The organism is Pseudomonas sp. S2_E02, assembly GCF_054668355.1.
Genome location: NZ_CP162761.1, coordinates 6,183,159 through 6,198,478, shown reverse-complemented (window position 1 = coordinate 6,198,478; position 15,320 = coordinate 6,183,159). Strand labels below are relative to the sequence as shown.

The following is a 15,320-nucleotide window of genomic DNA, read 5'->3' as shown; positions in this document are numbered from 1 at the left end:
TTAGATGCTGACACACACCTTGTAGGAGTGAGCCTGCTCGCGATAGCGGTGTGTCAGTTAACACAGATGTATCTGACACACCGCTATCGCGAGCAGGCTCACTCCTACAAGGGATCGACCGTTATTTCGGGGTGCAGGTCAGTTTGATGCGCAGCTTGATGATCTCGCGGGTGAACTTGGCCGTGGCGTTTTTATGTTTGCCGGCCGGTACCTCGATCGTGCGGGTGCGCGGTGCTTCCGGGCCATTGCTGAACACCGCTTTGCAGGCCGCATCGACGTCACCGTAGTTAGCCACCCGGATGGAGCCGATGTCGTTATCGGTGTCGAAGGTCTCGTAATCGATCTTCATGCCGTTGAGATCCTTCTGCACATCGATCGGGTAAGCAAAAGCAGTCAGCGGAAGCAGCGCCAGCAGCACACAACAGAATTTTTTCATTCGGCAGTCTCCATGAGGGACGGCCAGCTTAGGACAAGAGGAGCTATTGATGAAAGCGCCCCGCGTGACCCTTGATCAATGGCGAACATTGCAGGCCGTGGTCGACCACGGCGGATTCGCCCAGGCCGCCGAGGCCTTGCACCGTTCGCAATCGTCGGTGAGTTACACCGTCGCCCGCATGCAGGACCAGCTCGGCGTGCCGTTGCTGCGGATCGACGGGCGCAAAGCCGTGCTCACCGAAGCCGGCGGCGTGTTGCTGCGTCGTTCGCGACAATTGGTGAAACAGGCCAGCCAACTGGAAGACCTCGCCCATCACATGGAGCAAGGCTGGGAAGCCGAAGTGCGGCTGGTGGTCGACGCTGCTTACCCGAGTGCACGCATCGTCCGCGCGCTGACCGCGTTCATGCCGCAGAGTCGCGGCTGCCGCGTGCGTTTGCGTGAGGAAGTGTTGTCGGGTGTCGAAGAAGTGCTGCTCGAAGGCGTGGCCGATCTGGCCATCACCGGCCTGAGCATTCCCGGTTACCTTGGTGCGGAACTGAGCGACGTCGAATTCGTCGCCGTCGCCCACCCCGATCACCCGCTGCACCGGCTCAACCGTGAGCTGAGCTTTCAGGATCTGGAAACCCAGATGCAAGTGGTGATCCGCGACTCCGGCCGCCAGCAACCACGGGATGTCGGCTGGCTCGGCGCCGAACAGCGCTGGACCGTTGGCAGCCTCGCCACGGCGGCCACGTTCGTCAGCAGCGGCCTCGGTTTTGCCTGGCTGCCTCGCCACATGATTGAACGAGAGCTGAAGGATGGCTCGCTCAAGCTGCTACCGTTGGACAGGGGCGGTAACCGCAACTCCAGCTTCTATCTGTATTCGAACAAGGACAAACCCTTGGGCCCGGCCACGCAAATCCTCATCGAACTGCTGCGCACCTTCGACACCTTGCCGCTGGACGCACCGTTCGCCGCCCCTGAACAAGCCTGACACGGAGTTCACCGATGGCGTATTTCGAGCACGAAGGTTGCAACCTGCACTACGAGGAATATGGCCACGGTACGCCGTTGCTGCTGGTTCACGGGCTCGGTTCGAGCACGCTGGATTGGGAAATGCAGATCCCGGCGCTGGCCGCGCACTATCGGGTGATCGTCCCGGATGTTCGGGGCCACGGGCGTTCGGACAAACCGCGCGAGCGCTACAGCATCGCCGGTTTCAGCAACGACCTGCTGGCGTTGATCGAGCACTTGAACCTCGGCCCGGTGCATTACGTCGGGCTGTCGATGGGCGGCATGATCGGCTTCCAGTTCGGCGTCGATCATCCTGACCAGCTCAAGAGCCTGACCATCGTCAACAGTGCGCCCGAGGTCAAAATCCGCAGCCGCGACGACTACTGGCAGTGGTTCAAACGCTGGAGCCTGATGCGACTGCTGAGCCTCGCGACCATCGGCAAAGCCCTCGGCGGTAAACTTTTTCCGAAACCGGAACAGGCGGATCTGCGACAGAAAATGGCCGAACGCTGGGCAAAAAACGACAAACGTGCTTATCTCGCCAGCTTCGATGCGATTGTTGGCTGGGGCGTTCAGGAACGACTTTCCCGAGTGTCCTGTCCAACGCTCGTCATCAGCGCCGACCGTGACTACACACCGGTGGCACTGAAAGAAACCTATGTAAAACTGCTGCCGAATGCGCGGCTGGTGGTGATCGCCGATTCGCGCCACGCCACCCCGCTCGATCAACCCGAACGTTTCAATCAAACGCTGCTGGAGTTTCTCGCCGCAGCCGATATTCAATCTCAGGATCACTGACCCATGTTGAAAAAACTCGCCCTCGCCGCTGGTACTGTGCTGTTTGCCGCCAACCTGATGGCTGCCACGCCAGCCAAGGCACCGCACGTGCTGCTGGACACCACCAACGGCCAGATCGAAATCGAACTGGATCCGGTCAAGGCACCGATCAGCACCAAGAACTTTCTCGATTACGTCAACAGCGGCTTCTACAACAACACGATTTTCCACCGTGTGATCCCGGGCTTTATGGTCCAGGGCGGTGGTTTCACTCAACAGATGCAGCAGAAAGAAACCAAGGCTCCAATCAAGAACGAACACAAAAACGGTCTGGCTAACGTTCGTGGCACCTTGTCCATGGCTCGCACTTCCGTACCTGATTCGGCGACCAGCCAGTTCTTCATCAACGTCAAGGACAACGACTTCCTCGACCAGGGCGATGGCTACGCAGTATTCGGCAAAGTGGTCAAAGGTATGGACGTCGTTGACATCATCGTCAACTCGCCGACCACCACCAAACAAGGCATGCAAAATGTGCCTTCCGACCCTGTCTTCATCAAGTCGGCCAAAGTCATCGACTAAGCTGTACAGGGCGTATCGAGCGGCGCTGGCCTGATCCCGCGCGCCGCTCACACCGATAAAAGGAGAGCCCGTTCCCCGGGCGGTTATCTGATGCTCTATCGCCGTTTCGAACAACTGATCGACGTGTTCCGCGACGCCCCCACGGCATCCCCGCCGGATCGCGTGCTGCCCTTCTACACCTATTACCTGAAGCAGGTCTGGCCGAGTTTTGCCGCCCTGCTCACCGTCGGACTGTTCGGCGCCTTGATCGAAGTGGCGTTGTTCAGCTACCTCAGTCGCATCATTGACCTCGCCCAAGGTGCACCGAATCCGAATTTCTTTCAGGAGCATGGCCTGGAATTGGCCTGGATGGCCGTGGTCGCGCTGATCTTGCGCCCGGTCTTTGTCGGCCTGCACGACCTGCTGGTGCACCAGACCCTGAGCCCGAGCATGACCAGCATGATCCGCTGGCAGAACCACAGCTACGTGCTCAAGCAGAGCCTTAACTTTTTCCAGAATGACTTCGCTGGTCGTATCGCCCAACGCATCATGCAGACGGGCAACTCGCTACGTGACTCTGCGGTGCAAGCAGTGGATGCGTTGTGGCATGTGCTGATCTACGCGATCAGCTCGCTGGTGCTGTTCGCCGAGGCGGACTGGCGCCTGATGATTCCGTTGCTGACGTGGATCGCCGCTTACATTGGCGCGCTCTGTTACTTCGTGCCGCGGGTCAAGGAGCGCTCGGTGGTGTCCTCCGATGCACGCTCCAAACTGATGGGGCGGATCGTCGATGGTTACACCAATATCGCCACCCTGAAGTTGTTCGCCCATACCAATTACGAGCAGCAATACGCCCGCGAAGCAATCGAAGAACAAACCGAAAAAGCCCAACTGGCGGGCCGCGTTGTGACCAGCATGGACATCGCCATTACCACCATGAACGGCCTGTTGATCGTCGGCACCACAGGCCTGGCCTTGTGGCTGTGGACGCAATCGCTGATCACTGTCGGGGCGATTGCCCTGGCAACCGGTCTGGTGATTCGCATCGTCAACATGTCCGGCTGGATCATGTGGGTGGTCACCGGCATTTTCGAAAACATCGGCATGGTCCAGGACGGCTTACAGACCATTTCGCAACCGGTCAGCGTCACCGATCACGAGCAAGCCAAACCGCTGGAAGTGGCCCGTGGCGAAGTGCGTTTCGAGCACGTGGATTTTCACTACGGCAAGAAGCGCGGGATCATCGGCGATCTCAATCTGAATATCAAACCGGGTGAGAAAATCGGTTTGATCGGGCCATCCGGCGCCGGCAAATCGACGCTGGTCAATCTATTGCTGCGCCTGTACGACGTCGAGGGTGGGCGGATTCTGATTGATGGCCAGAACATCGCCGAAGTCGGTCAGGAAAGCCTGCGTGCACGGATCGGCATGATCACCCAGGACACCTCGCTGCTACACCGTTCGATCCGCGACAACTTGCTGTACGGCAAACCGGATGCGACCGATGCCGAGTTATGGGACGCGGTGCACAAAGCGCGCGCCGATGAGTTCATTCCGCTGCTGTCGGACGCCGAAGGGCGCACCGGGTTTGACGCGCACGTCGGTGAGCGCGGGGTGAAACTGTCCGGCGGCCAACGCCAGCGCATCGCGATTGCGCGAGTGTTGCTCAAGGACGCGCCGATCCTGATCATGGACGAAGCGACCTCGGCACTGGATTCGGAAGTCGAGGCGGCGATCCAGGAAAGCCTGGAAACCCTGATGCAGGGCAAAACTGTCATCGCGATTGCGCACCGACTCTCGACCATTGCCCGTATGGATCGGCTGGTGGTGCTGGAGAACGGCAAGATTGCCGAGAGCGGCACCCATGCCGAGCTGTTGGCCCATCGCGGTCTGTATGCACGACTTTGGGCGCACCAGACCGGAGGGTTTGTCGGCATAGATTGATGCACTGGACTTCCCTGTGGGAGCGAGCTTGCTCGCGAAAGCGTCGTATCAGTCGCCACTTGCGTTGCTGATCCACCGCTTTCGCGAGCAAGCTCGCTCCCACAATGGACATGCAACAGCTCACAAGGCCGCCACAGCCCGCAAACCAAGGGCGCTGGCGGTTTTTTTGTGGCTGCTGGAAATTCGCAGAAAGCCTGCTGTACTCAGCCAAGGTTTCGGTACGAAACCTGTCGTAAATCTGCAGGGATGCACAACTCGATGCAGTCTCGATAGCAGGGCTATCAAGGACGCCTCTCATGTCTCTGTTCAAACGTTCAGTCACTGAGTTGTTGGGTACGTTCTGGTTAGTATTGGGTGGTTGCGGCAGCGCGGTGATCGCCGCGTCTTCACCGTTGGGAATCGGGGTGCTGGGGGTGGCCCTGGCGTTTGGTCTGACGGTGCTGACCATGGCATTCGCCATCGGTCACATCAGCGGATGTCACCTAAACCCGGCCGTGTCGGTCGGTCTGTTCGTCGGCGGTCGGTTTCCGGCCAAAGAGTTGCCCGCCTACATCATCGCGCAGGTGCTTGGCGCGATTCTCGCGGCGGCGCTGATCGCGCATATCGCCAGCGGCAAGGAGGGTTTCGATATCGCTGCAGGCCTCGCTTCCAATGGTTATGGTGAGCATTCGCCGGGGAAGTATTCCATGGCGGCAGGGTTTGTGACCGAGCTGGTGATGACGGCGATGTTCGTGATCATCATTCTGGGCGCGACCGATAGACGCGCACCACCGGGGCTGGCACCGATCGCCATCGGCCTGGGCCTGACGCTGATTCACCTGATCTCGATTCCCGTCACCAACACCTCGGTGAACCCGGCCCGTAGCACGGGACCGGCACTGATGGTCGGCGGCTGGGCAATTGCGCAGTTATGGATGTTCTGGGTCGCACCGTTGATTGGCGCGGTGGTCGGTGGCGGGATCTATCGCTGGTTGGGCAAAGAAGAGTAGCCAAGGCATACACAAAACAAATGTGGGAGCGAGCTTGCTCGCGAAGGCGGTGTGTCAGCTGATATCCATGTCACTGCAACACCGCTTTCGCGAGCAAGCTCGCTCCCACAAGGGATCTAGGTTTGGCGATAAGGCAACGCGGTTTTCGCTTCTTCGGCATAAGCGAGGACGCCGGCGCGTTCCTGTTTCAGGAAATCCTTAACCGCCGCTTTCAACCCCGGATGACGCAAGTAATGCCATGAATGGGTGATCACCGGCTCGAAGCCACGAATCAACTTGTGCTCGCCCTGAGCGCCAGCATCGAAACGCTGATAACCCTGCGCGATCGCGTAATCCATGCCCTGATAAAAACAGGTCTCAAAGTGCAGTCGATCAAACTCTGCCAGACAGCCCCAATAGCGCCCGTAGAAACTGTCGCCACCGACCAGACTGAAGGCCATCGCCACCGGCCGTGAGCCTTGTTTGGCCAGTACCACGCGAATCGCCTCGGGCATCCGTTCGGCCAGCAGACTGAAAAACTCCCGCGTCAGATACGGCGTCTGGCGCCGCACCGCATAGGTGTTGGCGTAACAAGCGTAGACAAAATCCCACTGCGCCTCGTCCAGCTCGCGCCCCTCCAGCCATTCAAATTCAAACCCCTGCCCCGCCACTTGCTCGCGTTCCTTGCGCATCTGTTTGCGCTTGCGCGAACTGAGTACGTCGAGGAAATCCTGAAAGTCGCGATACCCGCGATTCTGCCAGTGATATTGACAGCCAATACGTTGCAGCCAGCCTGGTTGCTCGGCCATTGCAGCGTCGGTGAAAGGATCCGTGAAGTTGATGTGCGCGCTGGAAAGCCCTTCGATTTCCAGGTAACCGGGCAGGCTCTTGAGCAGCTCGAAACCGTCTTCGACATTGGCCGCCAACAAGCGCGGGCCGCTGACCGGGCTGAACGGCACGGCGCTCAACAGCTTGGGGTAGTAATCGATGCCGGCGCGGGCGCAGGCGTCGGCCCAGCCATGATCGAACACGTACTCGCCGTAGGAATGCCACTTGCGATAACTGGGCAGTGCGGCGATCAGTCGATCATCTTCAATATGCAGCAAATGCTCAGGTTGCCAGCCGGTGTGAGGGCCAACGCTGCCACTGTCTTCCAGTGCACTGAGAAAAGCGTGGCGCAGAAATGGCTGGCTTTCAGGCACCAGCGCATCCCAGGTTGCCGGAGCGATTTGCGACAGGTTTTGCAGGCATTGCAACGGCATCGACAGCTCTCCACAACAAGACTTCAGCGCCCGGCGAGTATCGCCGATTGCGTGGCATTGCACACCCGCAATCGGCCGACAGCGCTCTAGATCAATAGTTCAGGACAAATCGATATCGTCATCAACCTGCCATCACTGTGCCACTGCTCTGTCATAAACCATCGCGATACTGGCGCCTGTTTTTAGAGCGCCGGGTTCTACCCGGACACTGTTTTCCGACGCTCGAATCGTCGGTTGTGCCCCGGATGGTTGTGCCATCCCCTCTCATCTTCGGAGATTGCTATGCGTCTTGCTTCCACGAAAACTGCGGCGGCCCTGTGCGGTGGCTTGTTGCTGGCCATGAGTGTTCCGGCCAGTGCTGCAGTCGACGCCAAACTGCTCGACATGCTCAAGGCTAACGGTTCCATTTCCCAGGCGCAGTACATCGAACTGCAAACTGAACTGGCCAAGGATCAGAAGGCTCAGCAAATCGCGCAGCAGGCGCAGCAAGAGACCAACGAACAAGTCGCCGCTGTTGCGAAGAAAACCAACGAACAAAGCGTCTTCGACCAGAAACTCGCCTGGGCAGCCAAGACCCAATTCAAGGGCGATGTGCGTATCCGTCAGGAGACCATCAAGATCGACGGCGAACCGAACAACGGTGGCCGCGACAAGGACCGTCAGCGCATCCGCGCCCGTCTGGGTGCCTACACCGAAATCAACCCGCAAGTCGACACCGGTATCCGTATCGCCACCGGCGGCGGCGATGATGCCCGTTCGACCAACCAGGACCAGGACAACTACTTCGACAAGAAGCAGATCTGGCTGGATCTGGGCTACATCGACTACCACCCTGACCAGATCAAGAACCTGCACATTATCGGCGGCAAGATGCTCCAGCCGTGGGTCAGCATGGGCGACGTGATCTGGGATAGCGACATCAACCCGGAAGGTCTGGCCGTTACCTACAAATACCCGTTGGGCAGCAGCGCCGAACTGTTCGGCAGCCTGGGTAACTACAACCTCAAGGACAACGTCGATGGCGATGGCGTGCAATTCCGTCACGACCTGCGTCTGACCGCCGGCCAGTTGGGTAGCCGCTTCAACATCACCGACAACTTGAAAGTGACTCTGGGCGGTAGTGTCTATGCCTACCAGAACGACGAAGACAGCCGCTGCACCGGCACTTCCACACCGTGCGCACTGGCGGTCAACGGCAACTCGGCCAACAACGAATTCCGTCTGTATGAAGGCTTCAGCCAGGTCGACATCGGCGGTCTGCCAATGCCACTGTCGTTCTACGGTCAGTACGTGAAGAACAACGATGCCGTGACCGATCAGGACACCGCGTGGCTGTTGGGTGCCAAGTCGAAAGTCTTCGGCCTGAACCTCGATTACAACTATCGTGACGTGCAGCGCAACGCCGTAGTCGGCGCTTTCACCGACTCCGACTTCGCCAACGGCACCACCGGTTCCCGTGGCCACAAGTTCAAGGTCGGTTACGACATCGACAAGAACTTCGCTATCGGTGCCACGTACTTCCTGACCAAGGCTGACTTCGCCAGCCGTACCCAGCGTGACGCTGACGCCAACACCTTGCAGCTGGACGCGGAAGCCAAGTTCTAAGAAAACAGCTACAAGCTTCGAGCGACAAGCCGCAAGTCACAGCTCCCCTTGCGATTTGCCGATCGAAGCTGATTTTCCTGCAGCCCGGTGCAGTTACAGCGATCCCCATCATCCGTTCGCTGGCGCTGCACCGGGCTGTGTTTTTACGGGCTATCGTCCCGCCTCTGCGTAGCCAGACGCTCAGCCAGCGCGTCCACACCCTCTTCCGGTTTCTCCGGCATCGCCTTCAAGGTCGCTTGCATCAAACGCATCTGACGAATGAAACGCCGACAGTTCGGGCAAAACATCAGGTGATGGCGCACCATCAGTTTTTCACGAAAGCTCAATTGGCCATCGAGATAATCGCTGGAGCGCGCCACTTGTTCCTTACAGGTCAGCATTCCCCTGTCTCCTCAAAATGCTCCACGGTCGCGAAGACTTTCAGCCGCGCACGATGCAGCAGCACACGGACATTGGAGAGCGAGATCTCCAGAAGATTACAGATCTCCTCCAGCTCCAGCCCTTGGCGTTCGCGCAACAACAAAACGCTGCTTTGCAGTTCCGACAGGTTCAGCAGAGTGTGCTCCAGACAGTCACGCAATTCACCTTCGGTCAGCAAGGCTTCCGGGGTGTCCTGATGCCAGGCGAACGGGGCAACCAGCCAATGGCCGTCACCGGGAGAAAAGCGGTCATCGTCGATCGTGCCATGGGGTGACGGCAGATCATCCATCAACACTTCCCGGCGATTTTGTTTATAACGGCTTTTGGCCGAGTTGGCCGTGATGGTCAACAGCCAGGTCTTGAGACTGGAGCGGCCTTCGAAGCTGGCGATGTGGCGCACCACCGACAACCAGGCGTCCTGCACCACTTCTTCGACATGACGCTGGCCGACAATCGCATACGCCACGGCGCGCATAGCGCTCTGATACGTCGTCACCAGTTCCTTGAAAGCCTTTTGCTCACCCGCCAGCAGGCGCGCAAGCAGTTGGGTGTCGTCAGCCGCCATCCAAAAATCTCCTTGTGCCGATTCCGAAAATGATAGCGGCAGGTCTTCACCTGCCGCCATTTCCGAAAAATTACAGCGTTTGAGCCGATTCGGATGTAGGAAAGGTCGGCGCGATCAGGTGGAAATTAAACCGATTTTCAACGCTTGCGCAGAATCACGCTACCGATCGAATAGCCTGCACCGAACGAACTCAACACCGCCAGCGAACCGGCAGCCAGATCATCCTGATACTTGTGGAAAGCAATCACAGAACCCGCCGAGCTGGTGTTGGCGTAGGTGTCGAGAATCACCGGGGCTTCTTCTTCAGTGGCTTCGCGACCCAGCAACTTGCGCACGATCAGGTGATTCATGCTCAGGTTGGCCTGGTGCAGCCAGAAGCGCTTCACGTCGCCGACGTTGAGCTGGTTCTCTTGCAGATGTTCGCCGATCAGCTCGGCAACCATCGGGCAGACATCCTTGAACACCTTGCGGCCTTCCTGCACGAACAGTTTGTCGCGGGCACCAATGCCCTCTTCCGCCGCGCGGTTGAGGAAACCGAAGTTGTTGCGGATGTTGTTGGAGAACTTGGTCAGCAGCTTGGTGCTGACCACATCGAACTGGTGTTTGGACGTCGCGGTCTCAGCGCGCTCGATGATCACTGCAGTCGCCGCATCGCCGAAGATGAAGTGGCTGTCGCGGTCACGGAAGTTCAGGTGACCGGTGCAGACTTCCGGGTTGACCATCAGGATCGCCCGGGCCTGGCCCAGTTGCACGCTGTTGGCGGCGGCCTGGATGCCGAAAGTCGCCGAGGAGCAGGCCACGTTCATGTCGAAACCGAAACCCTGAATGCCCAGGGCTTCCTGGACTTCGATGGCGATGGCCGGGTAGGCGCGCTGCAGGTTGGAACAGGCAACGATCACGCCGTCGATGTCGGCAGCAGTTTTGCCGGCACGTTGCAGGGCCTGTTCGGCAGCGCCGATAGCCATCTGGCAAAGCACCGACCATTCGTCGTTGGAACGCTCCGGCAGACGCGGGGCCATGCGTTGCGGATCGAGGATGCCGTCCTTGTCCATGACAAAGCGGCTCTTGATGCCTGAAGCTTTTTCGATGAACGCGGCGCTGGATTCGGTCAGGGCCTGGACTTCGCCGCGGGCAATGGCCTCGGCGTTGTCGGCGTTGAACTGGGCGACGTAGGCGTTGAAAGACTGCACCAGCTCTTCATTGGAGATGCTGTTGGCCGGGGTGTACAGGCCGGTGCCGCTGATGACGACGTTATGCATGGTCGTTTCTCTAATCTGTTCAGGCAGAAAGTGCTGGAACCGTCGTACCAACACACAAAGGGTCTATTCCCATCCGGGGGACGCAAACCTGGCATCGCTTTATTCCGTCGCGCGAACCGGGCGAAGGCTCTGGGTCGCGAAACCGGCGTTTATGGTGGCGAAGTTTGCCATAAACGCGGGGTTTTGGCGCCTTTCTCAAGCACAACCCAAATCCCAATGTGGGAGCGAGCCTGCTCGCGATTGCGGTCTGTCTGCCAGTGGCAAGGTGACTGACACACCGCAATCGCGAGCAGGCTCACTCCTACAAGGGACTGCATATGCCTCTAGGTCAGGACTCGACCTGGGTCCACTGCTTGTTAAGGCGTTTGTCGGAAATCGGTACTTTCGTCCCCAACTGCTGGGCGAACAGCGACACCCGGTATTCCTCCAGCCACCAGCGATACAGCTCAAGCTGCGGATCGCGTTTGCCTTCCTGAGCATGTTTCGCCGCGCGAGTCTGGTATTGCCCCCAGAGGCCGGCGAGTTCGCCGCTCCAGACGCGATCCTTCTGCACCTGCGCGCCGAGCTTTTCGAAGCGCTGCTCGACCGCTTTCAGGTAACGCGGCAACTCCTTAAGCCACTGCATCGGCGTTTCGCGGACAAACCCCGGATACACCAGATTGTTGATTTGCTGCTTGATGTCATTGAGCGCCACGGCCTGGGCCAGATCGATCTTGCCCTTGAAGCGCTTTTGCAGGCCGTGCCACAGCTTGAGAATTTCCAGCGTCAGGCGCGCCACGCGCTCGGCGTGCTCGGTCCAGTTGCCGCGTTTGCGCTCGGCCAGTGCCGCCAAACCAGCGCCGTCGCGGGGCAACGGGTCTTCGCCTTCGAGAATGCAGCTGTCGAGGCTCGCCAGCAGAATATCTTCAACCAGCGCATCAACCCGGCCCAACTCGCGATAGAGCAAGCCCAGCTCAGTCTGCCCCGGCAACTTGCCACGCAGGAACTTGGCCGGCTCCGCCAGTTGCTGCATCAATAACCGCTGCAAGGCGCGACGATGCTGGAATTCGGCCTCGGCCGGGGTCGAGAAGCGCCCTTCCTTGACCGTGCCGCCCTCTTCAACCAGCGCCGGATATACCGTCATCGACAGCCCGGCGATCTTCTGCTGAGTCTTCTCCGCGACCGGCGCGAAGACCTTGGCCTCCACCGGTTGCTGACTTTTCGCACTCTGCGGCACCGCCAGCGCGGCCTGACTGGCTTCGGCAAACCGTGCGGTCAGCTCGGCCAGATCGCGACCTTCGCCGAGGAATTTGCCTTGGCCGTCGACAATTTCCAGGTTCATCCGCAGATGCCCCTCAACGCCTTGCTCGGCTTCGGCCCACGCCTCGTCACTGACCCGCGCGCCAGTCATGCGCAGCAGTTCGCGACCGAGCGCTTGCGGCAACGAACCCTCGGCAAAGGTCATGCGTTGCAGCGCGGCTTTGATGAAGTCCGGTACCGGCACAAAGTTCTTGCGCAAGGCCTTCGGCAGGTTGCGCACAAGGGCGATGCACTTGGCCTCGATCAGCCCCGGCACCAGCCATTCCAGGCGTTCCGGTGGCAGCATCGGCAACAGCGGGGCCGGCACGCGCAGGGTCACGCCGTCGCGCGGATGATTGGGCTCGAAGTGATAAGTCAGCGCCAGTTCCAGATCGCCGATGTGCAGCGTGTCCGGGTAATCCCGCGCGGTGACTTCACTGGCTTCGCGGGCCAGCACGTCTTCTTCGCGCATGATCAACAACTGCGGATTCTTCTGGCTGTTGATGCGGTACCAACTGTCGAAGGTCGCGGTCTGGTGAATCTCCGCCGGCAACCGCGCGTCGTAGAACGCGTACAGGGTTTCTTCATCCGCGAGAATGTCGCGACGACGGGCCTTGGCTTCCAGTTCGTCGAGCTGTTCGAGCAACTGTTGGTTGGCGGTCAGGCACTTGGCTTTCGATTGAATCTCGCCACGCACCAAGCCTTCGCGAATGAACAACTCGCGAGAAACCACGGGATCCACCGGACCGTAATGCACCGGCCGGCGGCCGACCACGATCAGCCCGAACAGAGTGATCTGCTCGTAGGCCACGACCTGGCCGCGCTTCTTTTCCCAATGCGGTTCGAAGTGGTTTTTCTTGATCAGGTGCCCGGCCAGCGGCTCGATCCAGTCGGCGTCGATCTTGGCGACCATGCGTGCATAAAGCTTGGTGGTTTCCACCAGTTCGGCGGTCATCAGCCACTGCGGGCGCTTCTTGCCGATGCCCGACGACGGATGAATCCAGAAACGTCGCTGACGCGCGCCGAGGTAATCGCCATCCTCGGTTTTCTGACCGATCTGGCTAAGCAACCCGACCAGCACCGCTTTGTGCAGTTTCGGGTAATCCGCCGGCTCCTTGTTGAGGCTCAGCTGCATGTCGCGGCAGATCAGGCTCAACTGCCGATGCGAGTCGCGCCACTCGCGCAGACGCAGATAGTTGAGGAAGTTCTTGCGGCACCAGTTACGCAACGGGCTGGCGGTCAGCGCCTGGCGCTGCTCTTCAAAACCGCGCCACAGATTGACCAGTCCGGCGAAGTCCGAATCGGTGTCCTTCCATTGCGCGTGGGCCTGATCGGCAGCTTGCTGACGCTCCGGCGGCCGCTCGCGCGGGTCTTGAATCGACATCGCACTGGCGACGATCAGCACTTCCTGCAAACTGCCGAGCTTGGCTGCCTCAAGCAGCATACGGCCCATGCGCGGGTCGACCGGCAGGCGCGCCAGTTGGCGACCGAGTGGCGTCAGCTGACTGTTGCGGTCAACCGCCGAGAGTTCTTGCAGCAGGTTGAAACCGTCGCTGATCGCCTTGCCATCCGGCGGCTCGATAAACGGGAACGCGGTGATCTCGCCGAGACGTAGATGCAGCATCTGCAGAATCACGGCAGCGAGGTTGGTGCGCAGAATCTCTGGATCGGTGAATTCCGGGCGCCCGTTAAAATCTTCTTCGCTGTACAGCCGAATACAAATGCCCGGCTCAACCCGACCGCAACGACCTTTACGCTGGTTGGCGCTGGCCTGGGAAATCGCCTCGATCGGCAGACGCTGGACCTTGGCACGGTAGCTGTAGCGGCTGATGCGCGCGGTGCCGCTGTCGATCACGTAACGAATGCCCGGCACAGTCAACGAGGTCTCGGCGACGTTGGTCGCCAGCACCACGCGACGGCCCGGGTGCGACTGGAAAATCCGCTGTTGTTCGGCCGGCGACAAGCGCGCGTACAGCGGCAGGATTTCCGTGTGTTTCAGTTGCGCCTTGCGCAGCATGTCGGCAGCGTCGCGAATCTCGCGCTCGCCGGGCAGGAATACCAGCACGTCTCCCGGACTGCGGCGTTCGCTGCGCTCGTAAGCAGCGATTTCGTCAAGGGTCGCGAGGATCGCTTGATCCACCGTCAGGTCATCCTCGACGCGGTTGCCCTCTTCGTCCTGCTCCAGGGTCAGCGGGCGATACCAGGTGTCCACCGGGAAGGTGCGGCCGGAGACTTCGACAATTGGCGCATCGTCGAAGTGCTTGGAGAAGCGCTCCAGATCGATGGTCGCCGAAGTGATGATGACTTTCAGGTCCGGGCGACGCGGCAGCAGGGTTTTCAGGTAGCCGAGCAGGAAGTCGATGTTGAGGCTGCGTTCGTGGGCTTCGTCGACGATGATCGTGTCGTAGCGTTCGAGGTAGCGATCGTTCTGGGTTTCCGCCAGCAGAATACCGTCGGTCATCAGCTTGATCAGAGTGTTGGAATCGCTTTGATCCTCGAAACGCACCTGATAGCCGACCAGCGCACCAAGTGGCGTAGCGAGTTCTTCGGCGACCCGGCTGGCGACGCTGCGTGCAGCGATTCGACGCGGTTGGGTGTGGCCGATCAGACCGTGCTGGCCGCGACCGATTTCCAGACAGATTTTTGGCAACTGGGTGGTTTTACCCGAGCCGGTTTCGCCGGCGATGATCAGCACCTGGTGTTTTTCCAGCGCCTTTTTGATCTCGTCGCGCTTGGCCGCAATCGGCAAACTGTCGTCGTAACGAATCACCGGCAGGCTGGCACGGCGGGCCAGTACCTGATCGCAGGACGCCTGCATGCGCGTCACCCATTGGGCCAGTTTGGCCTCGTCGGGTTTCTTGCGCAGCTCAAGCAACTGCCGCCGCAGCCGGTGACGGTCGGCGAGCATGGCGTGATCGAGGTTCTTCAGCAGTTTGTCGATGGAGGGCGATTCGTCGGTCATCGGGTAGGCAATTCGGTCGTCTATTTATGCAGGGGGCGGATTGTCGCAGATTTGGCGGATTTGTGGCGTGTCAGGGGGATTGCTGCCCTCACCCTAGCCCTCTCCCAAAGGGAGAGGGGACCGACCGAGTCAACTTTTCCAGCTTCGCCGACCTGAACGCGCATCACCGAATCCACAATCGCCAAGCTCTTTCAGGTCGGTGTTTGGCGCAAGACACCTCGGTCGGCCCCCTCTCCCTACGGGCGGTCCGACGTTTCGGGAGGGCTGGGGTGAGGGTGTTTTTTTAAAAG

General features: G+C 59.7%; 12 protein-coding genes. 6 read left to right on the top strand and 6 right to left on the bottom strand.

All coding sequences use genetic code 11. From position 1 onward, the window contains the following. Positions 1 to 121 precede the first annotated feature (121 nt). A complete protein-coding gene (locus AB4O01_RS27820) occupies positions 122 to 436 on the bottom strand; it encodes a 3-phosphoglycerate kinase (protein WP_095049282.1) in 315 nt (104 codons plus the stop codon). A 49-nt stretch (positions 437 to 485) separates the two neighbouring features. Here AB4O01_RS27820 and AB4O01_RS27815 point away from each other — a divergent pair, with 49 nt between their 5' ends. From AB4O01_RS27815 to aqpZ, 5 genes are all read left to right on the top strand, one after another. After that, positions 486 to 1,409, top strand: coding sequence for a LysR family transcriptional regulator (locus AB4O01_RS27815; RefSeq protein ID WP_007914443.1), 924 nt, complete (start codon positions 486 to 488; stop codon positions 1,407 to 1,409). 14 nt (positions 1,410 to 1,423) lie between these two features. Then, the gene (locus AB4O01_RS27810; RefSeq protein WP_460090144.1) at positions 1,424 to 2,227 is read left to right on the top strand and encodes an alpha/beta fold hydrolase; all 804 of its coding nucleotides are present in this window, start codon (positions 1,424 to 1,426) and stop codon (positions 2,225 to 2,227) included. Between the two features lie 3 nt (positions 2,228 to 2,230). Further along, a complete protein-coding gene (locus tag AB4O01_RS27805; protein WP_034153204.1) occupies positions 2,231 to 2,788 on the top strand; it encodes a peptidylprolyl isomerase in 558 nt (185 codons plus the stop codon). A gap of 90 nt (positions 2,789 to 2,878) precedes the next feature. Next, a complete protein-coding gene (locus tag AB4O01_RS27800; RefSeq protein ID WP_093438109.1) occupies positions 2,879 to 4,711 on the top strand; it encodes an ABC transporter ATP-binding protein in 1,833 nt (610 codons plus the stop codon). Positions 4,712 to 5,007: 296 nt separating this feature from the next. Then, positions 5,008 to 5,700, top strand: coding sequence for an aquaporin Z (aqpZ, locus tag AB4O01_RS27795; protein WP_093438113.1), 693 nt, complete (start codon positions 5,008 to 5,010; stop codon positions 5,698 to 5,700). Positions 5,701 to 5,816: 116 nt separating this feature from the next. Here aqpZ and AB4O01_RS27790 read toward each other — a convergent pair whose 3' ends face one another. Next, entirely contained in the window at positions 5,817 to 6,941 is a 1,125-nt protein-coding gene (locus AB4O01_RS27790; protein ID WP_460090143.1) for a GNAT family N-acetyltransferase, read from the bottom strand. Positions 6,942 to 7,223: 282 nt separating this feature from the next. Here AB4O01_RS27790 and AB4O01_RS27785 point away from each other — a divergent pair, with 282 nt between their 5' ends. Further along, the gene (locus tag AB4O01_RS27785; protein WP_007914428.1) at positions 7,224 to 8,546 is read left to right on the top strand and encodes a putative porin; all 1,323 of its coding nucleotides are present in this window, start codon (positions 7,224 to 7,226) and stop codon (positions 8,544 to 8,546) included. Between the two features lie 143 nt (positions 8,547 to 8,689). Here the strand turns inward: AB4O01_RS27785 and AB4O01_RS27780 are convergent, their stop codons facing one another. The 4 genes from AB4O01_RS27780 to hrpA form a co-directional block, all read right to left on the bottom strand. Further along, positions 8,690 to 8,926 carry an anti-sigma factor family protein gene (locus tag AB4O01_RS27780; RefSeq protein ID WP_093438121.1) on the bottom strand — a complete coding sequence of 79 codons (237 nt, stop codon included), beginning with the start codon at positions 8,924 to 8,926 and terminating at the stop codon, positions 8,690 to 8,692. Beyond that, positions 8,920 to 9,531 (bottom strand): RNA polymerase sigma factor, encoded by a 612-nt coding sequence (locus tag AB4O01_RS27775; protein ID WP_093438125.1) that lies wholly within the window; start codon positions 9,529 to 9,531, stop codon positions 8,920 to 8,922. Before AB4O01_RS27775 ends, AB4O01_RS27780 begins: the two co-directional genes overlap by 7 nt. Positions 9,532 to 9,668: 137 nt before the next feature. Further along, complete coding sequence (locus AB4O01_RS27770; protein ID WP_093438130.1) at positions 9,669 to 10,790, bottom strand: beta-ketoacyl-ACP synthase III; 1,122 nt, start codon at positions 10,788 to 10,790, stop codon at positions 9,669 to 9,671. Between the two features lie 328 nt (positions 10,791 to 11,118). After that, complete coding sequence (hrpA, locus tag AB4O01_RS27765) at positions 11,119 to 15,030, bottom strand: ATP-dependent RNA helicase HrpA (protein ID WP_460090142.1); 3,912 nt, start codon at positions 15,028 to 15,030, stop codon at positions 11,119 to 11,121. Between the last annotated feature and the right edge of the window lie 290 nt (positions 15,031 to 15,320).